Annotated in this window: 15 protein-coding genes; 8 read left to right on the top strand and 7 right to left on the bottom strand. The window is 70.2% G+C overall.

The window, feature by feature from the left end; all coding sequences use genetic code 11:
* Nucleotides 1–6: 6 nt before the first annotated feature.
* From AB0B14_RS01650 to AB0B14_RS01640, 3 genes are all read right to left on the bottom strand, one after another.
* Nucleotides 7–1218 carry an MFS transporter gene (locus AB0B14_RS01650; protein ID WP_357064052.1) on the bottom strand — a complete coding sequence of 404 codons (1212 nt, stop codon included), beginning with the start codon at nucleotides 1216–1218 and terminating at the stop codon, nucleotides 7–9.
* 213 nt (nucleotides 1219–1431) lie between these two features.
* Nucleotides 1432–3012 carry an alkaline phosphatase D family protein gene (locus AB0B14_RS01645; protein ID WP_357520614.1) on the bottom strand — a complete coding sequence of 527 codons (1581 nt, stop codon included), beginning with the start codon at nucleotides 3010–3012 and terminating at the stop codon, nucleotides 1432–1434.
* Between the two features lie 160 nt (nucleotides 3013–3172).
* Complete coding sequence (locus AB0B14_RS01640; RefSeq protein ID WP_357520612.1) at nucleotides 3173–3856, bottom strand: CHAP domain-containing protein; 684 nt, start codon at nucleotides 3854–3856, stop codon at nucleotides 3173–3175.
* 368 nt (nucleotides 3857–4224) lie between these two features.
* Here AB0B14_RS01640 and AB0B14_RS01635 point away from each other — a divergent pair, with 368 nt between their 5' ends.
* Complete coding sequence (locus AB0B14_RS01635; RefSeq protein WP_357520610.1) at nucleotides 4225–5205, top strand: RICIN domain-containing protein; 981 nt, start codon at nucleotides 4225–4227, stop codon at nucleotides 5203–5205.
* Nucleotides 5206–5295: 90 nt separating this feature from the next.
* Here the strand turns inward: AB0B14_RS01635 and nhaA are convergent, their stop codons facing one another.
* Entirely contained in the window at nucleotides 5296–7230 is a 1935-nt protein-coding gene (gene nhaA / locus AB0B14_RS01630; RefSeq protein WP_357520608.1) for a Na+/H+ antiporter NhaA, read from the bottom strand.
* A 240-nt stretch (nucleotides 7231–7470) separates the two neighbouring features.
* Here nhaA and AB0B14_RS01625 point away from each other — a divergent pair, with 240 nt between their 5' ends.
* The 5 genes from AB0B14_RS01625 to AB0B14_RS01605 are packed head-to-tail and all read left to right on the top strand — an operon-like array spanning nucleotide 7471 to nucleotide 9978.
* Nucleotides 7471–7869 (top strand): YbaB/EbfC family DNA-binding protein, encoded by a 399-nt coding sequence (locus tag AB0B14_RS01625; protein ID WP_357520606.1) that lies wholly within the window; start codon nucleotides 7471–7473, stop codon nucleotides 7867–7869.
* Nucleotides 7856–8176, top strand: a complete 321-nt coding sequence (locus AB0B14_RS01620; RefSeq protein WP_357520604.1) for a type VII secretion target — start codon at nucleotides 7856–7858, stop codon at nucleotides 8174–8176. The genes AB0B14_RS01625 and AB0B14_RS01620 overlap by 14 nt, the downstream gene beginning before the upstream one ends.
* The gene (locus tag AB0B14_RS01615) at nucleotides 8173–9366 is read left to right on the top strand and encodes a WXG100 family type VII secretion target (protein WP_357520602.1); all 1194 of its coding nucleotides are present in this window, start codon (nucleotides 8173–8175) and stop codon (nucleotides 9364–9366) included. The genes AB0B14_RS01620 and AB0B14_RS01615 overlap by 4 nt, the downstream gene beginning before the upstream one ends.
* On the top strand, nucleotides 9366–9710 hold the full coding sequence (locus tag AB0B14_RS01610) for a hypothetical protein (RefSeq protein WP_357064075.1): 345 nt from the start codon (nucleotides 9366–9368) through the stop codon (nucleotides 9708–9710). The genes AB0B14_RS01615 and AB0B14_RS01610 overlap by 1 nt, the downstream gene beginning before the upstream one ends.
* 37 nt (nucleotides 9711–9747) lie before the next feature.
* On the top strand, nucleotides 9748–9978 hold the full coding sequence (locus AB0B14_RS01605) for a hypothetical protein (protein WP_357520600.1): 231 nt from the start codon (nucleotides 9748–9750) through the stop codon (nucleotides 9976–9978).
* Between the two features lie 14 nt (nucleotides 9979–9992).
* Here AB0B14_RS01605 and AB0B14_RS01600 read toward each other — a convergent pair whose 3' ends face one another.
* The 3 genes from AB0B14_RS01600 to AB0B14_RS01590 form a co-directional block, all read right to left on the bottom strand.
* On the bottom strand, nucleotides 9993–16013 hold the full coding sequence (locus tag AB0B14_RS01600) for a DUF4011 domain-containing protein (protein WP_357520598.1): 6021 nt from the start codon (nucleotides 16011–16013) through the stop codon (nucleotides 9993–9995).
* An 84-nt stretch (nucleotides 16014–16097) separates the two neighbouring features.
* A complete protein-coding gene (locus tag AB0B14_RS01595; RefSeq protein WP_357520596.1) occupies nucleotides 16098–16349 on the bottom strand; it encodes a hypothetical protein in 252 nt (83 codons plus the stop codon).
* The gene (locus tag AB0B14_RS01590) at nucleotides 16346–16606 is read right to left on the bottom strand and encodes a DivIVA domain-containing protein (RefSeq protein ID WP_357520594.1); all 261 of its coding nucleotides are present in this window, start codon (nucleotides 16604–16606) and stop codon (nucleotides 16346–16348) included. The genes AB0B14_RS01595 and AB0B14_RS01590 overlap by 4 nt, the downstream gene beginning before the upstream one ends.
* 268 nt (nucleotides 16607–16874) lie before the next feature.
* Between AB0B14_RS01590 and AB0B14_RS01585 the strand changes: the two genes are divergently transcribed.
* Both AB0B14_RS01585 and AB0B14_RS01580 read left to right on the top strand, forming a co-directional pair.
* A complete protein-coding gene (locus AB0B14_RS01585; protein WP_357520592.1) occupies nucleotides 16875–17762 on the top strand; it encodes a helix-turn-helix transcriptional regulator in 888 nt (295 codons plus the stop codon).
* The gene (locus AB0B14_RS01580; protein WP_357520590.1) at nucleotides 17755–17991 is read left to right on the top strand and encodes a DUF397 domain-containing protein; all 237 of its coding nucleotides are present in this window, start codon (nucleotides 17755–17757) and stop codon (nucleotides 17989–17991) included. The genes AB0B14_RS01585 and AB0B14_RS01580 overlap by 8 nt, the downstream gene beginning before the upstream one ends.
* Nucleotides 17992–18493 lie beyond the last annotated feature (502 nt).

The following is an 18493-nucleotide window of genomic DNA, read 5'->3' as shown; positions in this document are numbered from 1 at the left end:
CGGTGCTCAGTGCGCGGGCCGGGCCCGGCCGCCTCGGACGAGACTGAGCAGGACGACCAGGGCGAGCACCGCCACCACCGCGCCGAAGATCTCGCCGGCGGGACGCAGACCGATGCCCTGGATCAGCAGACCGACCCCGACGGCGGGCACGCCGAGCATGGCGAACAGGATGGCGAAGAAGGTGGACACCGCCTCGGCCCGATGCTGCGGTTCGGTCTTCGTCGTGATCGTCGCGATGCCGTCGCCGACCGCCACCCCGGACGCCACCCCGATGATCGCCGAGCTGACGAGCAGCGTCGCCAGCAGGGCCATCCACATGCTGACCGCGAGCAGACCAGACCCCACGATCAGACCGACGCAGGCGCTGGCCAGCGCGGCGCGCGAGGACAGCACACGGGTCAACAGCTGACCGAACGCGGCACCGGCGAACGCCACGAAGACCACGAGCGCGGCCAGGGTGTGCGAGGTCTCGTGCAGGACCATGCCGAGGAACAGCCCGGTCACCGACGTGAGTACGCCGAGCGCGGCGAAGCCGGCCCCAGCGGTGATCGCCGAGCGGACGAAGGCGCCACGGATGTTCGCCGGGATGCGCAACCGTTGCACCCGCAGCGTCACCGGCGAGCGCTCCCGCACCGTCTCCGGTACGCCGCGCAGGGCGATGATCGCGGCCACCGCCAGGACCAGCACGATCAGCCAGGGCAGCCGGAGCGGGTCGGGTGCCACGTCCGACACGATCCCGGACAGCAGGGTGCCGGTGGCGAGGCCGCCCAGGTTCGCGAAGATCGACACGGTGGCGGCCCGCTTCGGATGCCGTGGGCTGATCAACTCTGCCAACGCCGCGGTCGCCGCACCGATGATCAGCGCGGCGGAGAAGCCGGCGAGGATCCGACCCACGATGATCATCGCCAGGTCCACGGCAGCCAGGAAGACGGCGTCCGCGGCGACAGAGAGCAGCAGCGCGACGAGGATGACCGGGCGGCGGCCGATCTGGTCGGAGAGCCGACCGAAAACCAGCAACCCGACGACCACGCCCAGCGCGTACAGCGCGTAGACCACTGTCACGGTCAACGACGAGAAGCCGAACTCCAGCTCGTAGAGCGGATAGAGCGGGGTCGGCACGGTGGTGCCCACGAGCGTGATCCAGAAGGCGAACGCGACACGCACCGCGCCGGACGCGGACCGCGCCACTGCGCCGTCGGCGCGGCTGGCCTCGGACATGAGCAGTCCCCCCGGGCTCGGACCCCTGCGTGCGGGCCGCCGAGTCCCGCACTCTCCCCGCCGCGGCTCCGGTCCCCGCGTCCAGCATGGGTCGTGATCGTGGCGCAGGTGCGGTAACGGCCCGAAACGCCCGCATCGGGTGGCACCCGCCCGGCGGTTGGTCGCCGGCACCGGAGACCCGGCCCGGTGGCCAACCGCCAGGCGGTCGTCCCGCTACGCCGACACGTGCGCCACCCCGGGCCGGCCGCTCTGCACGTAGACGCTGGCCCGCGTCGCGACCGGGGCGCCGGGCACGTCGACGTACGGCACGACGCGGTAGTCGGTGCGCATCTCGCGACGGCCGAGGTGCACCACCTGGTATCCACGCTGGGAGTTGTGGAACTTCATGTGCGGGTTCTCGGCCAGCCAGGTCACCCCGAGCGCGTCCGTGTCCGTGCCGTTGCCGCCCGAGCTGATCGAGGTGCCGAGGAACTCGGTGCCGATCGTGCGGGAGGCCGGGTCGGCGAAGTTCAGCTTGAGGTCGGCGGCAACGCTGCGGTGCGCGTCGCCGGTGACGACGAGGAAGTTCTCGACGTTGCGCTTCGCCAGACCGTCGAAGAGCCGCTGCCGGGCCGCCGCGTACCCGTCCCAGGTGTCCATACCGAACGTCTCGGTCGGGCCGTCGGTGTGGTCGGCCTCCATCGCGAAGACCTGGTTGCCGAGGACGTTCCAGCGTGCGCGCGACGCGCCGAGGCCGGCCAACAGCCAGGCCTCCTGCTTGGCGCCGAGGATCTGCCGGTTCGGGTCCCAGCGCAGCGACTGGTCGGTGAGCTGCTGGTCGCGGAAGCGCCGGGTGTCGAGCACGTCGAGCTGGAGCAGGTCACCGAACGTCAGGCGGCGGTAGACCTGCATTTCCGGACCCTTGGGCATGGACGAGCGGCGCAGCGGCAGATTCTCGTAGTACGCCTGGTAGGCGGCGGCCCGGCGCAGCCGGAACACCGCCGGGTCCTGGTCCGGCTCGGTGTCCGGCTGCGAGTGGTCACCGGACCAGTTGTTCTCCACGTCGTGGTCGTCCGGGGCGACCACCCAGGGTGCGGCCCGGTGCGCCGCCTGGAGTGCCGGGTCGAGTTTGTACTGCGAGTAGCGGATCCGGTAGTCGGTCAGGGCGAACGTCTCCGCCGCCGGGGTGTGCGGGCGACCGATCGTGCCGGCGCCGGCTCCCTCGTAGATGTAGTCACCGAGGTGGACCACCAGGTCCAGGTCCTCCCGGGCCAGGTGCTCGTACGCGGTGAAGAAACCGTCCGTGTACGCCTGGCAGCTCGCGAACGCGAACGTCATCGACTGCAGGCCGGCCCCCGGCCGCGGGGCCGTACGCGTGCGCCCGACCGGGCTGACCTGGCCCGCGACGCGGAACCGGTACCAGTACCCGCGGTCCGGCCGCAGGCCGTGCACCTCTGCGTGCACCGAGTGCGCCCAGTCGCCGGTGGCACGCTCCACGCCGTGGCGCACCACCCGGCGGAACCGCTCGTCCTCGGCCACCTCCCACCGCACCTGCACGGCGCGGTCGGGCATGCCGCCGAGCCCGTCGAGGGCGAGCGGGTCCGGTGCCAGACGGGTCCAGAGCACGACGCCGTCGGGCGACGGGTCGCCGGACGCGACACCGAGGGTGAACGCGTAGCCGGGCAGGCTGACGTGGTCGCTCGACGCGCCGCTGCTCGCCGAGGCGGGCTCGGCCGCGAGGAGCGTCGCGCCGGCGGCGACACCTCCGAGGGCGAGGAAGTGACGACGCGGCAGCGTCCGGGGTGAGTGCGACATGGAGGGATACCTTCCGGAAGGCAGACGGTGTTGCCGTGCTTTCCTGATCCCAACTGTCCGACATGACGCCCGCCGGAACAACCCGTGAACAGGGCCGGGGCAATCCGCCGGGAGCCTGCCGGGGGCGAGCCGGACGGCCCGCCCCCGGCTGACCTGCTGCCTACTTCGCCTTCGGCGAGGCGTAGCCGACAATGCTGGTGTTCGACGGGTACCACTTCACGTGGGTGACGCCATCGGATTGGTTCCCACCGACAACGTAGAAGTAGCCCTTTTCCACCGTGTCTGGGTAGTACGAGGTGACGATGGCAACGTGATCCGTCTCGCCGCCGTCATAGTTGATAACCACAGCGTCGCCCTTGCGGGGGATATAGCCGCTACCCCTGGAGTGCCAGGTGCCATTGTTGTTGCCATAGGTGATGAAACTTGATGAGTGCGGCGTGATCCCCGAGTATTCGGCCGTGCCCCAGTAGAAGGCGTACTTCGCGAAGTCCGCGCACCAGGCCCGGGAACGCCAGCTCACCGGCATTGATTGCTTGACACCATCGCTGTACATGGTGCCCGAGGTGGTCTTGGCGGGGCTGCAGGCGGCCGAAGCGTGGCTGGTCCTGCGGTCGTTGTCCGCGTCGGTCCAGAACCCGGTGTAGTAGTTGCAGTTCGCGTTGCCGGCCTCCGATCGGCGGACCGAAACCGTTGAGCTGGTGGAGGTGTACTGCTCCCAGGCGATGTTGCCCACGTCGATGCCGAGCTGGGTGTCACCGGCGGCGTAAGCCGTGCCCGTGCCAATGAACGTGGCGGACGCCGCCGCGACTGCGGCAACCAGTGCCGCACGAATTGCTTTTCTCACGGATGTCTCCTGTATGAAGTGTCCAATGGATGATGGTGGCCGGTTCAGAACCGGTAGCCGCATGCGCGGTGGGTGTGGGCATCGCTGGTGCGGACCTTGAGGCAGACGCCGGTCCCGTGGGAGCCGCACCCCTCCCCCGTCAGGACCGTCCAAAGTCTTCGCCGCGTCGCTTTCATCAGTGCCCTTTCCGGAAGGTTGTCTGTGCGATCAAGGCTTACCTGGACGATCACGTCCGGCAATGGGTCGCTCCAGTCCCGGACAGGCGGAGCACTGTCCGGGCAGGCCAGGAGCTTGTCCGGCCTGCCCGTCCGGACGGTGCCGCTAACGCAGATTGATCTCGGTGGTCACCTCGGGCAGTATGGAGACCCATGGATGCGGGAAGTGTTCGGCCGGACGCAGTTCGTGACAAGGCCGAGTTCGTGCAGCTCCTGCGGCTGATGAAAGATCAGTCGGGGTACACGTTCCGGCAGCTCGAGCACCGGGCGGCAAGCCACGGCGAGGTTCTGGCCCGCAGCACCGTAGCGGACATGTTGGGTCGGCCGGGCCTGCCTCGCGCGGAATTGCTGGCCGCCTTTGTTCGTGCGTGCACGGGGGACGACAACCAGGTTGCCGCCTGGTTGGCCACCCTCAATCGGTTGGCCAACGAAGCCGACGCGGCGAACGGGAATGAGCCACCGCCCGGGCAATCGGCTCAGGTCACCGATCAGCATGCTCCCGAGCGGGCCCGCGCCGTCCTCTGGCGTACTTTGGTCAGGGCCGCCGCAGGTGTGACCGTGGCGGCGCTGCTCGCAGTGGGCGGTTGGCTGTTGGTCCGCGACACCGGAGAGTCGCCGCGTGCCCGGGAAGCTGGCCCGGCGCCCAAGAGCCGGCTGGCGCTGCCCGCCGGTGGCAGTGTCGTCCGCATCCACCCCGCGCGGACACCGGCGCTCTGCCTGACCGAGGGGCGGGAGCACACCGGACGCTACGACGGGGCCGTCGCGGTGCAACGATCGTGCGAGGACGCCGAGCCGCCCAGGACGCTACTCGTGCCGGTCGACGGAGACCGCTTCCAGATCAAGTGGAGCCACCCACAGCACGGAGTGGGTTGCCTGACAGTGCTGGCCAGCGGCTCCGCGGCGGGCATGCTCGAACCCCGGAATGACTGCGCAGCCGGTGGGCCAACGCAATTGTTCCGGGTCGAGTCGGTCGCCGCTCCGCTGGAGGGTTACCGGCTCCGGCCCGTGCACAGCGAGCTCTGTCTCGGCATTCGTGGCGGCGAGACGGTCAGTGGTGCCGAACTCGTGCAGGAGCCGTGCACAGGCGAGGGCGATCAGACGTTCCGCGTTGACGTCGTGGCGTCCGCTTCCTGAACCGGCGGGTGGGATATACGCCGGGCTCGCCGGTGGTGGCCGATCATCGTGTTCTGACCCGGAGACGACAACGACCCCGCGGCCGTGCGGTCAGGTCGCCGGGCCGCTCTCCCGACGCCCGGGATCCCGAGGGTGGTATTCGGGACGGAGCTTCGCACTGGCGAACGCCCCCTTCACCGCCGCCGAGAGCGCCGCCATGTCGTACGCGCCGTGGTGCCGCCGGCCGTTGATGAAGAACGTCGGGGTGCCGGTGACACCGCTGAGGTCGGCGGAGTCCACGTCCTCGGCGACCCGGTCGACGCCCATCCGCTTCACCATGTGCTCCCGGAACTCATCGAGGTCCAGGCCCAACTGTTCGGCGTAGCCGAGCACCTCGGTGGGGTCGAGGGCGTCCTGGTGTGCGAGCAGCAGGTCGTGCATCTCCCAGAACGCGCCCTGCGCCCCCGCCGCCTCGGCGGCCTCCGCGGCGAGTTGGGCATGGGAGTGGACGTCGGTGAGCGGCAGGTGCCGCCAGACGTACCGGACGTTGGCGAAGTCGGCGAGCAGTTCCCGGACCACCGGCTCGGCCTGACCGCAGTAGGGACACTCGAAGTCGCCGTACTCCACGACCGTCACCGGTGCCTCGACCGGCCCGCGCATGTGGTCGCGCCGCTCGTCGACCGGCAGCATCAGGTCGACGATCCCCTCGGTGACGCCCAGCAGCGCCCGGCTACGCCGTGCCGGCGACATCCGCCCGGCCGAGCGGAACACCAGCCAGGTGACGAGGGACGCGCCGAGGGTCGCGACGAGGATGCCGAGTTTCGCCTCGTCCAGGGCGGGGCCGCTGAGGGCGTGGGTGGCGATCAGGAGGGCGACGGTGAACCCGATGCCGGAGACTGTGCCGACCCCCGCGACGGCGAGCCAGCCCACCGGCGGCCGGAACCGGTTGCCGGTCAGCCGCGCCACCAGCCACGAGGTGGCCACGATCCCGGCCGGCTTGCCGACGACGTACGCGACCACGACGCCGAGCGTGACCGGCGAGGTCACGGCCCGGGCCAGCAGCTCACCGTCGACGACGATTCCGGCGTTCGCCAGTGCGAAGAGCGGCACGACCACGTAACTCGCCCACGGATGGTAGAGAGTTTGCAGCCGATCGTTCGGCGACACCGCCGAGGTGAGCCCGGCCCGCGCCATCCGGGCGAGCTGCGGGGTGGGCTGTTCCCGGAAGAGACGGAACTGGTCGCTCGCCCGCTGCAGGTCGTCGCGACCGGGGACGTAGGCGTAGGTCAGCAATCCCATCACCAGACCCACCGCGACCGGGTCGACACCGGATTTCGAGACGGCGACCCAGGCCGCCACCCCCAGCAGCGCGTAGACCGGCCCGAGTCGCACACCGCAGCCCCGCACCAGCAGAACGAGGGCGAAGATTCCCACCGCGACCAGCAGCGCCATCGGCGACGGATGCTTCGGGTAGGCGATCGCCAACACCGCGATCGCCAGCAGGTCGTCGACGACGGAGACGGTCAGCAGGAAACCCCGCAGCCGATCGGAGAAACGCGGCCCGAAGACGGCCAGCGCACCGAGCGCGAGCGCCGTGTCCGTGGCCATCACCACACCCCAACCCGCGGCGGTGCCACGTCCGGCGTTGATCGCGAGATAGATCGCGATCGGCAGGAGCATGCCGCCGAAGCCGGCCAGCATCGGCAACGCCAGGCGACGGCGCTCCCGCAGCTCGCCAATGTCGAACTCGCGGCGCAACTCCAACCCGGCCACCAGGAAGAAGAAGGTCATCAGGCCGCTGTTGACCCAGGTCCGCAGGTCGTGCGACACCGGCCAGTCGCCAAGCTGGACCGAGAACGACGTGCCCCAGACCGACTCGTACGACCGGACGTGCAGGTTGGCCCACGCGAGAGCCACCACCGCGGCGACCAGCACCACCCGGGCACCGCCGGTCTCGGTACGCAGGAACGCGCGCAGCGGAGCGTTGAACCTCCCCTCCCAGGCGGTCCGGCTGCTCCACCCCCGCAGTGGTCTGCTGCTCGTCACGGGGACAATCCTTGTCGAGCTGATCGGCACGCGGTTCGGATTCGCGTACGCCGTGCCTGTTGCGTCGATCTCGCACTTTCTGTCGCCGAGACGCGGGACTCTGCGTCACGTGTCGCGGCAGTTAAGTGCAAGATCGCGCGGCGGGCGGCCCGTCCTCGTCGACCACCCTGAGGGGCACGCACGCAGCGCCACCGGTTGGTAGCGTGCCGGTGATGTCGCCGGTTCCTGGGGAGGGTCGACATGTGGGTGGACGACGCCGCGCTCGACACGGCCGAAGGCCGACTTGACGAGTGGGAATCATCGCTCGCCGCGCGGGCGGAACGAGCCAGGACCCTGTCGGCGACGATGCGGGAGCTGACCGGCACCGCCCGCAACGCCGATCGCACTGTCCACGTCACCGTCGACTCGGCCGGCCTGCTCATCGACCTGCGGCTCGACGAGCTCAGCCGGCAACAACCCGCGGCGCGCACCGCTCGGCAGATCCTGGAGACCACCACCGCCGCGCGCGCCGACCTGCTCCGACAGGTCAGCGACGCAGCCACGGAGTCACTGGGCGACGACGCGAGCACCCGGGCGATCATCAACTCGTACCGCAGCCGGCTTCTCCACGACCAGGGATCAGACGATGCCCGCCGGTGACGGCATCGAGGTCGACCCGGACGACCTCACCGCCCACGCCGCACGTCTCGATCGCTGTGCCAGCAGCCTCGACACCGCCCAGCAGGCCGGCCAGCACGTCCGGTTGGGCACCGACGCCTACGGGCAGCTCTGCGCGATGATGCCGGTGCTGCTCGACGGCCTGCAGCGAACCCTGGTCGACGGCATCGGCGCCGCCGCCGGGTCCGTGCGGGACACCGCCGGGAGGCTGCGGACCAGCGCGGACCGCTACCGACACTCGGACGCCCACGCCAGGCAACTGCTCGACGGGGTGCGGCAGCAGCGGTGACGTCCAATCCACTCGTCGCCGCCGCTGCGGACACCCCACCCAGCGCCTGGGCGGGGGTGTGGATCTGCGAGGACATCGAACTCATCGCGCAGGGCGTCCGCAACGGCAGCTGGGTAGACGGCAGCCTCGGCGTCGTGAGCGCGAGCCTGGACGCCCTCGCCTTCGTCTCCGACCCGGTCGGCGCCCTGCTCCAGTACGGGATTGCCTGGCTCATCGAACACGTCAAGCCCCTCAGCGAGGCACTGGACTGGCTCGCCGGCGACCCCGCGCAGATCACCGCACACGCCCAGACCTGGCGCAACGTCGCCGCCTCCCTCCGCGACGAAGCCGCCGAACTGGCCCGCGCCGTCCGCACCGACGTCGCCGGCTGGGGCGGAAGTGCCGGCCCCGCCTACCGGGGCTGGGCCGCCGAACAACAGCAGGCCATCACCGGCCTCGCCCAGGGCGCCGACACCATGGCCGCGATCACCGAAGGCGCCGCCGGCCTGGTGGCTGCCGTCCGGCTCCTGGTCCGCGACGCCATCGCCACCTGCGTGTCCCGCCTCATCGTGTACGCGGGCGAACTCGTCATCACCGGTGGACTGGCCGCGCCGCTGGTGGTGGAGCAGGTGACGACGTTGGTCGCGTCGTGGGGGGCGCGGATCGCGCGGCTGCTGCGCGGGCTGCTGGCCAGCCTGCGGCGGCTCATTCCGGAGATGCGCCGGCTCGGCGACCTCATCGAGAAACTCAAGCAGGCGTTGGGGCGACTCCAGCAAGGTGAGTCGCCGCCGAGCCGGCACGCGCCAGAACCTGAGCCACCTCGCGAGACCCCAGGCCATACGGTTACGGAGCAGCAACGAGTCCACGATCTCGGCATGGATCCGGCCACCGGGAGATTTCGTCCGGGCGAGGCGGAGACGGCGGCCCGGTTGGAGCAGGAAGTGGGCGTGCGGCTGCAGCGCGCTCCGGCGGACTCCTCTGCCGACTGGGTCGATGACGCCGGGCGGACCTACGATGCGGTGGGCAACTTTCCGGCCCAGTTCTTTGACCGCCAGTGGCCGCAACTGCAGTATCAGATTGAGCGACATCTAGACAAAGCAGACCTGGTGCCGGTGGACGTCGTGCAGTTCAACCCGGAACAGGTAGCCCGTATCGAGCAGTTCATTACGGACCGGAACCTCGGTCCACGAGTATTCATCGTAGGGAAATAATGGCTGGCCTCATTGTGCTGAAACCCGGTGTCGACTGGACCGCGACCGGAGGACTGTTCGACTGGACGCTCGAGTTCGTGATCTCCCGCCTCTCGGACCGGCAGACCGCCAACCATCTGCAGGAGATCGTCGACAACAATCTCGGCTCATTGTGGATCGACGAGTTACCCGCTGCAGCGCAGCAGGAGATCGTCAGCCACCTGCGCAACGGACTCGTGACGGCTGGCGAGCGACAACTGCCGGAAACCGAGCACAAGATCGCCGTCATCCAGCATCTTCAGGAGCTGGTCAACGCGACCTACTCAGCCGGTTTCCCGGAATCGAGTGACCCCGGCAGTCAATGATGTCGCGTTGGTGGGGCAACCATCGGAGGATGCGGACATGGGAATGATGGTGACCGCGCGACGTGTCGAGGCGGCTGCGGACGAAATCCGATACGAGTTCGGTTTGGACGGCAAGTTCGACCGGATCCTGACAATCGATCCACGCACCCTCGGCACCCAGATCGATGATGGCGATGTCGATTCCGCCGCCGGTGCTATCACGGCAAAGATCGTGAAGGCTTGGCGGTCCAGCGGCGAGTTCCCGACAAGGATGCTGTTCGCAAGCTGACGTCAGCCGGGCCGTCAGGCGCTGGTGAGGCGGCCGTCCTGGTCGACGCGGAGGCGACCGCTGGTCACGGCGACCCGCAGCCCGTACCGGAGTAGCTTGTTGATCTTTTCGGTGCGGCGGCGGTAGCCGAGCCGCTCCAGGCCGGCGCGCAGCAGCCGCTCCTCGTCCATGCCCGGTACGCCCTCCAGCGCGTGCACGAGAGCGTTGGCCACCTCCTCCGGTGGCACCTCCTCGAACGCGCGGTCGTTGCTCGCCTGAGTGACCCGGTACGCGCGGTACGTCTGCGGATCGACGCCCTCGGGCCAGGCGTACCGGCTCACGGTCGGGTGCGTGTGCAGTCGCCGGGGGTCGACGAGCGCGAGTACGGCGATACGTCTGTCCTCCCGGGTCCGGTGGAAGCCGAACCGCGCGAGGGCGAGGCGTGCGAGCCGGTGCTGCTCGATGGGCCCCTCTGCCTCGATGATCTCGCGGAGTGCGGTCCGCATCAGCTCACGTACCCGTTGGTCGGTGGCCAGGAGGTCAAGGTCGGCCTGGTCTCCGAGCGAGGTTGGCAGGTACGCGACGAATGGGGTTGCGGTGCTGGTGTCGGCGGCGCCCGGCGTGACCTGCACCGCGGCGAGCGCGGTGACGGGTGGCGCCGACACGCCCGGGAGGGGCTCCTCGTCCGCCGCGAGACGCGGTTGCGGCAACTCGGCGGCCGGTGTCGAGGGTTGCTGCTCCACGTCCGTGACGGCGCGCGGCCGCGGCAGCTCGATGCCCTGCGCGACCGCCGACGAGCCGAGGTCCGGCTGGTCGGTCGCGAGGGCGTCGGCCTGGGTGAGCGCTTCGTCGACCCGGACGAGCAGCGCCGACCGGTCGCGGATCCACGCCGGCAACCAGAACCGCACAACCTGCGGCCACCCCATGATCGAGCGGAGGAGCGCGGGCGCCGAGTCCCGGTCGGCCACCGTGGGGCGGGCACTCCAGTCCGGGCCGTCGAGCATGACGGCCACCTGCCAGCGTGGTGCGCCTGGTCGGCGTACGGCGATGTCGACTGTGAAGTCGGAGAGGCCGTGCGAGGTGCGGACCTCGTGGCCGCGCTCGCGCAGCGCCGCCGCCACCTCCTCGCGGATCCGACTGCGCCGCTGGGTGCGGTCGGTGGTGAGGTCGCCCAGGCGGTCCGCGCCGGCGGCGGCCATCTCGCAGTACGCCCGCAGGTGCTGGGTGCCCAGCGCGGACGTGCGGCTCAGGTCGATGTCGGACGGGTCGAAGGACGAGTAGAGGACGACCTGACGGCGGGCACGGGTGATGGCCACGTTGAGCCGCCGCTCGCCGCCGGCCTGGCTGAGCGGCCCGAAGTTCAGCGGAAGCTGGCCGGTCTCCGGGTTGGTGGAGAAGGCCAGCGAGAACAGGACGACGTCGCGCTCGTCGCCCTGCACGTTCTCCAGGTTCTTCACGAAGATCGGCTCCGGCACCGCGTCGGAGAGGTGCTCGCGGATGATCGGATCGGTGCTCTCCTCCAGCAGGTTGAGGATGAGGTCCCGCTGCTGGATGTTGAAGGTGACCACGCCGACGGACTGGGTGGCGGTCGCCGGGTCGTGCAACCGCCGGGTGATGTCCGCGAGGATCGCCCGCGCCTCGACCTCGTTGGTCCGGGACCCACCCCGGTCGTACTGGCCGTCGACCCGCCGCCAGGTGACCCCGGCGGAGCTGGCGGCGCCGGGCGACGGGAGGCTGGACAGCTTGTTGTCGTAGTAGTAGCGGTTGGAGAAAGCGATCAGTGACTCGTCGTGGCTGCGGTAGTGCCAGGACAGCCACCGTTGCGGCAACCCCGACTCGACGGTCTCGCTGAGAATGCTCTCCAGGTCCTCCAGCACCGGGCCGTCGCCCTCGTCGACCTCGTCGACGGCGTGGCTGGCCTGCATGATGCTGCTCGGCGGCATCTGCCGGGAGTCGCCGACCACCACCACGGCGCTGCCCCTGCCCATCGCGCCGATCGCCTCGGCCACCCGGATCTGCGACGCCTCGTCGAAGATGACCAGGTCGAAGCGCTGGCTCCCCGGTGCCAGGAAGTTCGCCGCGGACGCGGGGCTGACCAGCACACACGGGGTCAACGCCAGCACCGCGTCCGGGTACTGCTCGAACAGCTCCCGGAAGGACCGCCCGCCCCGCTTGCGGCGCAGCTCCGCCGCGAAGTCCGCGAAGCGGCCCCGCCGGTCGGTCGGGCTGAAGGGGCGGCGGCGCACCAGCACCGACGGCAACTGTGTCGGCAGCGCGGCCCGCAGCTCGCCGGCCGCCGCCTCGAACTGGCTGATCTCGTCGTCGTGCAGCTCCGGGTCGAAGTACTGCAGGCCGCCGGCCCGTACCCGTTCGGCGAGGGACGCCGTCGCGACTGACCGCCGGTAGACCTCCTCGGCGAGGTGCGCGGGCACCTCGACGCGCAGCAGCTGGTCCCGAAAGTCGGTGAGACCGGCGGAGGTGAGCACGTCGGCGTGCGCTAGGACCGTCGCCCAGCGACGCAGCGGGAACAACTCCTCGCTCCGCAACTCGTGCAGCCAGGTCGCACCGTCGCGCTGCCAGGCGTCGGTCCAGTGCGAACCGGCGGCCCACAGGGTCAGCTCGGCCGCACCGGAGCGCAGCACCCCGCGCCAGGCCCGCCACCGCGAGGCGAACCGGTCGAGCAACCCCGCGTCGACGTCGGTGAACCGGCCGTGGAACAGCTCCCAGGCCCGCGGGTGCCGGGCCAGGAGCGTCCGGCCGACGTGGGTCGCCTCGACCGCCTCGGTCAACCGCTCCGGTGCGTGGGGGTCGGTGGGCTGCCACCGCGACAGCAGCAGTCCGCCGACAGCGACAACCTGCTGGTGGAGGGCCGCCGCCTGGGCCTGGGCGGCCACCAGCCGACCGGTGGTCACCTCCACCCGCTCGGCGTCGAGGGTCGCACCGGCAACCAGGTGTACGGCCAGCCGGTCCACGATGGCCTGCCACCGCTTGCGTTTGCCGAACAGCCTCCTGGCCACCTCCTGCGCCTCGGCGTGCCAGCCGGCCAACTCCGCACGGGCGAACACGTCCGGCCGGAAGGTGGCCAACTCATCGGCGAAGCCCTGCCGGAACGCCGCCAGGTCCGACTGGAGCCGGGCCACCGCCTCATCCCACCGCCGGTCGCTGGCGCGCAGGGTGGTCTGCCGGTCCGGCAGCAGTCCGCGTACGGCGAGCCAGGCGCCCGCCTGCAGCTCGCTCACCGTCTCCGGGGCGGGCAGCGTCCGCAGCAACTCCACCAGGTGCGGGTGGGCGGCGAGGTCGGCGCGGAGGCGTTCGAGCTCGGCGGCGATCTCGGTGACCGCGGCGCCGTGCAACCCGTCGAGGGTACGGCAGCCGCTGAGCGCCCACGGGTGCGCGGCCCGGAGTCGGGCCGACCGTGCGGCCGCCGGGAACTCCCGCAGGGTCGTCTCCACCTGCGCGCGTGCCGGGGCGGGTGCGTGCAGGTGAGCCACCGGGATCGGGGCGACGGGGCCGTCGGAGTACGCCAGGGTCTGCTCGTAGGACGACCAGAGTGACATCCCGGCGGGGTTGGTGGTGTGCACCTGGGCCGGGTACTCGGTCAGCGGGGCGAGCCGCGTCCGGTAGGCCGTCTCGACGGCCGTCCACATGCCGTCGCCGCCGTGGTCGTGCTGGTCGAGCGCGTCGCGCAGCTGCTGGCGGATCGCGTTGAGGGACTGCTTACGCCCGTGCAGGTCGAGCGCGAACGGCCCGAGGCCGACCTGCTTGAGGCGGCGCTTCACCACCTCCAGGGCGGCCTGCTTCTCGGCGACGAACAGCACCGACCGGCCCGCGCCGACCGCCCGGGCGATCATGTTGGTGATGGTCTGGGACTTGCCGGTGCCCGGCGGGCCCTCCAGGACGAAGGAGTGGCCCCGTTCGGCGCGCACGATGGCCTGCATCTGCGACCCGTCGGCGGGAATGGGCAGGTGCAGGTCGGCCTCGTCGACAGCGATCTCGACGTCGTGCTCCGGGCGGGCGGGGTCGTCGAACGTGGCGCCGGAGGACTCCACCAGGTGCCGGACGACCGGGTTCTCCATGAAGCGGGGCCAGTGGTCGGTGAGGTCCCGCCACATCTGGAAGGTGGAGAACTGCAACAGTCGAAGGCTGGCGGTCTCGTCGATGCGGTAGTTGAGCCGGTTGTCGAGCAGCCCGGTGTTGATCGCCGCGAGGGTCTTGGCGATGTCGATGCCGTGCTCGTCGAGGACCGGCCACTCCAGCTCCGGGATGCGGACGTTGTGCTTGACCCGCAACCACTCGACCAGGCACTGGTTCGGGCTGGCGACCTCGGTGCCGTCGATCACCAACGCGTACGGGCGACGACCGGTGCCGCCCTCGATTCGCACCGGCAGGAGGAACAGCGGCGCGTACGCCTCTCCCCCGGTCGCCTTCGTGTGCACCAGGGTGCCGATGGTCAGGTAGAGGTAGTTGCTGCCGGTCTCCTGCTCCATCGTGCGCGCCTCGCGCTGCAGCGCGCGCATCGCGGTCTTGTAGCGGGCGTCGGTGACCGCGCCGTAGACCCGCCGGTCGGTACGCAATTCCCGGGTCAGGATCTCGGCGTCGAGGTCCTGCGCCCGACGTGTCCCGGCCAGCTCGTGCACGTGACTGATGTCGTCCTGCGGGATGACCTGCACCTGACGGCCATCGTGGATCAGGTCGTCGAGCAGGGCCAGCGCACCCGCCGGCACGTGCAGGTCCAGCCCACGGCCCCGCTTGGGCAGGTTGAGCAGCGGGTTACGCAGGCTCAGGTCCAGCAGCGACTTCTTCCACTGCTGGACGCGCGCCGGCGACCCGTCGGACCGCTGCGGCACCTCCTCGCCCTCGTCGGCGAGCTGACGCAGCTTCGCGGCGGCAACGCCGGGCGGCAGGTCGAGGGACGCTGTCGTCTCTGGCGTCGCCTCGGCGCCTGTCTTTGGCGTCGCCTCGGCGCCTGTCTTTGGCGTCGCCTCGGCGTCAACCGCGGCGGGCGCGATCAGTTCGTCGGACGACGGCAGCGGGCGGATCCCCGAGCGGTGGGCCAGGTGCACGTCGACGACGCCCTGCATGCGTTCGCCGTCGCCGCGGAAGTGGGCGAGCCCGACGCGTACCGCCTCGGTAAAGGTCGCCGACTGCGCGCCCGGCCCGATGCGGGTCAGCTCGACCGGCACGGCCCGGCCGGAGTCCACCATCGAGATCAGCAGGTTGGTCTCGGTCACCGCGGCCGAGCCCAGCCGTTCCTCCTCCAGCAGGAAGCCACCGAAGGCATGGCCCGCGCTGATGAAGATGAGCGGGTGCAGCCCCGCCGCCTCAAGACACGCGGCGTACGTGACGGACAGGTCGAGGCAGTTGCCGAGCCGCCCGTCCAGGACGGCCGCGGTGGTGCGCACCTTCTGGCCGGTGTTCTCGAAGGACGCCGGCAGGGTCTGGTAGGTGATCTCCAGTTGGCGCAGCGCCTCGTAGACGGCGCCGGCGATCAGCGCCGCCCGCTCCGAACCCTCCTGGTAGCCCTGCAACGAGCCGGAGCCGGTCCTCGCGAGCAGGAGCTGGGCGGCTGCCCGCAGGACCGCCTCCACCGCCCGGGTGTTCGGCTGCACGAAGGCCGCCAGGCTGTCGTACAGGGCAGGGCTGTTGAACCACTCGTTGTGCGCCAACACCCGCGACGGGGCAACCAGCCGCAGTGCCTGCTCCCGCGCCTGCACCCGGAGGGTGTAGTCGACCGGGAACGCCTCGTCGGTGCGGTACAGCAGCACCCGGTCGGGGGTGAAGTCGCGGAAGTCGTCCCAGCTCGTGCTCGCCCCGGGCCGCAACGGCACGGCCAGCGTCCGTGCCCACGGCTCGGTCAGCGCGCCGTCCGGGCCGCGCAGTTCCAGCGTCACCGTGACATCGGCCAGCGACACCGGGCCTCGGTTGACGAGCGTGAGGTGACGGACCAGCGGCACCCGGTTGTGCACCAGGGCCGCGTTGATCGCCGGCTGCACGAGCAACCCGACGTCGAACTGGTCGTCGGCGGCGGTGAACTGCGCGAAGACGCTGTCGGACATGGCGTTTCTCCAGGTGGGGAGACCGTGGAGAGCCAGCCTAGCGGTCGACCAACCTGTGTAGAGCGCCCAGGCACTCCGCCTCCCTCATCGGCGCAAGCGGCGGGTGCAGTCGCCGTCGTGGCCGTCGCGCAGGAGGCAGCGCCGACCGCCAGGCAGCCGTAGGTCGCAGAAGACCCGGTGGCGGAGGAACTGCTGATCCTCCTCGGAGACGGTGGTCTCCCCCGGATCCGCCATCGGCAGCACCAGCATCCACCGACCGATGACCCGGGCCAGGCGTTGCGCGGCGGGCAGGTCGGTGGCGACAACGGGCAGGTGGATGACGTACCGCTGGCTCATCGGGCCGGGCCCCGCTCGTTGCGGGCGTCGGCCTGATCGGCCTGCCCGCGACGCAGGCCGGCCTTGATCCGGGCGGTCTCGCGGCGGCTCTCGGCGAGAGCGGCGTAGACGGCGGCCATGTCGACGGCGACCCGGTCGAGGAAGGCGTACACGTCGTCGGGGTTCAGACCGCGACGCCCGAGCCCGGTCGGCGCGAAGCGGCGCTCGCGCACCTGCCACGGCAACAGACCGGTGTACGCGGTGGAGCGGTGGGTCATGCCACTGGTCGGTGACTCTGGTCGCTGGTTTCTGGGGTTCATGCCTGCCTTCCGGATGCGGAGGGGCGAGGGGTGTTCGGGAAGCACGGCGGCCGCTCGGGGGACCGGCCGGCCGCCGTGCTGTGATCAGCCTGCGACAGTCCGCAGTGGGAACGCAACGTTCTAAAGCGCAATTTCCCTGTTGTGCATTGACTTTCTTTGCTGAAACCCGTAGGAGTTGCAGGAGTAGGTCACGCAGCGTTGCGTCATGGAACCAGGGAGTGTACGGATGCCCGACGACATCGGATCGACAGTGCCGCGCCGGCAACTCGGCCGGCTGCTGCGACAGTTCCGCAACGAGGCCGGGGTGACGCTCGACGCCGCCGCCGAAGCCCTGGAGTACAGCCGGCAGAAGATCTGGCGCCTCGAATGCGGCCAGGGATCGGTCCGGGTGCTCGACGTCAAGGCCATGTGCGAGCTGTACGGAGTGTCGCCCGAGATGGCCGAGGCGATGCGCGGGCTGGCCGTGGAGACGAAGTCGAAGGGCTGGTGGCACGCGTACGGGGACGCGGTGCCGAACTGGTTCGAGCTGTACGTGGGGCTGGAGTCCGCCGCGGCTCGACTGCGGGAGTACGGCGAGACACTGATTCCCGGGTTGCTGCAGACACGCTCCTACGCCCTCGGACTCTTTCAGCCTGGGAGTCGGCTAAGCCCCGAGGAGCGTGAGCAAGCAGTAGAGGTGCGGCTACAACGACAGGCGTTGCTTAGGCGTCGACTGCCAAAGCCCCCACGCTTGGACGCAGTGCTCTCCGAGGCGGCACTCCGTCGAGTGGTCGGCAGCCACGGCGTAATGTCCGACCAGCTCAAACATCTACTCGAAGTCTCCGAGCAGCCGAACGTCTCAGTGCAGGTGGTGCCGCTGGCTGCCGGGCCGCACCCTGGAGCGGTCGCTGGCTCGTTTGTGATCCTCGACTTCCCGACGACCAACGGGGGTCGGACCGCTCCGGAGCCCTCGGTGGTTTACAGCGAGTCGCTGACCGGGGCGCTGTACCTGGATAAGCCGGATGAGCTGATGGCCTACGAGGACACCTGGAGAGGACTGGCGGCCCTCTCGCTCGACGCGGCAGAATCAAGAGACATGATCAAGAGGATCATCGGGGAGATGCGGCATGACTGACCTGACCGGCGCCGTCTGGCGCAAGAGCACCCGCAGCGGCGACAACGGCGGCAACTGCGTCGAGGTTGCCGACAACCTCCCCGGCATCATCGCCGTGCGCGATTCAAAGCACGCCGCAGGACCGCAGCTCACCTTCACCGTGCAGGCGTGGGCCGACTTCGTCGGGGCCACCAAATGCGGGGAAGGCGTTAGTTCGGACTCAGCGGGCATCGCCGGCGCACAGGGGTAAGGATCAAGACGGCGAGTTGGCCGCTGTCCATCAATCCGACTGCGACTCACGATCCGCTTGGATCCAGCTCCACACTGATGCATGGCCTGCTCGGACGGCACGCCACATGAAAACCGGTAGCGGCCAGACGTCACCTCAATCGGACGTGCATGCGCCCGACGGCTTTCCCCCCTCGTTGCAGCCGCTGTTGGCGAGGATCGCCGACCGTCCAGCCACCCGCCAGCATCAGGAGGTTCGCGACATCCAAGCGCACCGACACTTCGGTAGCCGGCGGCTCACCCTTGCCTTCTGGCATCGAGCGGAGGGCCCGCTCCAACACATCGGCAGCGGCACGAAGCACTCGTCTTCGGCGAGCTCCCCTGCTTGCGCCCGCGACTCCGCCAACGTGTGCTGCGATAGCTGCGGCGGCACCGAGGCGGTGTGCGCTGGCACGCTGCATCTCACACCGTCAGCTCGGAGGGCTGCGAGCCCTTGATTGTCGCCGTCGTCGAGGAACGGCGCC

This window comes from Micromonospora sp. NPDC049171, from assembly GCF_040648275.1.
Lineage (GTDB): Bacteria > Actinomycetota > Actinomycetes > Mycobacteriales > Micromonosporaceae > Micromonospora.
Note: the sequence above shows the minus strand (reverse complement) of the source record. Positions and strands in the feature narration are given on the sequence as shown.

Coding starts and splice junctions, on each gene's coding strand:
- AB0B14_RS01650 (WP_357064052.1), bottom strand. CDS start 1,218: ATGTCCGAGGCCAGCCGCGCCGACGGCGCAGTGGCGCGGTCCGCGTCC.
- AB0B14_RS01645 (WP_357520614.1), bottom strand. CDS start 3,012: ATGTCGCACTCACCCCGGACGCTGCCGCGTCGTCACTTCCTCGCCCTC.
- AB0B14_RS01635 (WP_357520610.1), top strand. CDS start 4,225: ATGGATGCGGGAAGTGTTCGGCCGGACGCAGTTCGTGACAAGGCCGAG.
- AB0B14_RS01625 (WP_357520606.1), top strand. CDS start 7,471: ATGTGGGTGGACGACGCCGCGCTCGACACGGCCGAAGGCCGACTTGAC.
- AB0B14_RS01620 (WP_357520604.1), top strand. CDS start 7,856: ATGCCCGCCGGTGACGGCATCGAGGTCGACCCGGACGACCTCACCGCC.
- AB0B14_RS01610 (WP_357064075.1), top strand. CDS start 9,366: ATGGCTGGCCTCATTGTGCTGAAACCCGGTGTCGACTGGACCGCGACC.
- AB0B14_RS01605 (WP_357520600.1), top strand. CDS start 9,748: ATGGGAATGATGGTGACCGCGCGACGTGTCGAGGCGGCTGCGGACGAA.
- AB0B14_RS01600 (WP_357520598.1), bottom strand. CDS start 16,013: ATGTCCGACAGCGTCTTCGCGCAGTTCACCGCCGCCGACGACCAGTTC.
- AB0B14_RS01595 (WP_357520596.1), bottom strand. CDS start 16,349: ATGAGCCAGCGGTACGTCATCCACCTGCCCGTTGTCGCCACCGACCTG.
- AB0B14_RS01590 (WP_357520594.1), bottom strand. CDS start 16,606: ATGACCCACCGCTCCACCGCGTACACCGGTCTGTTGCCGTGGCAGGTG.
- AB0B14_RS01585 (WP_357520592.1), top strand. CDS start 16,875: ATGCCCGACGACATCGGATCGACAGTGCCGCGCCGGCAACTCGGCCGG.
- AB0B14_RS01580 (WP_357520590.1), top strand. CDS start 17,755: ATGACTGACCTGACCGGCGCCGTCTGGCGCAAGAGCACCCGCAGCGGC.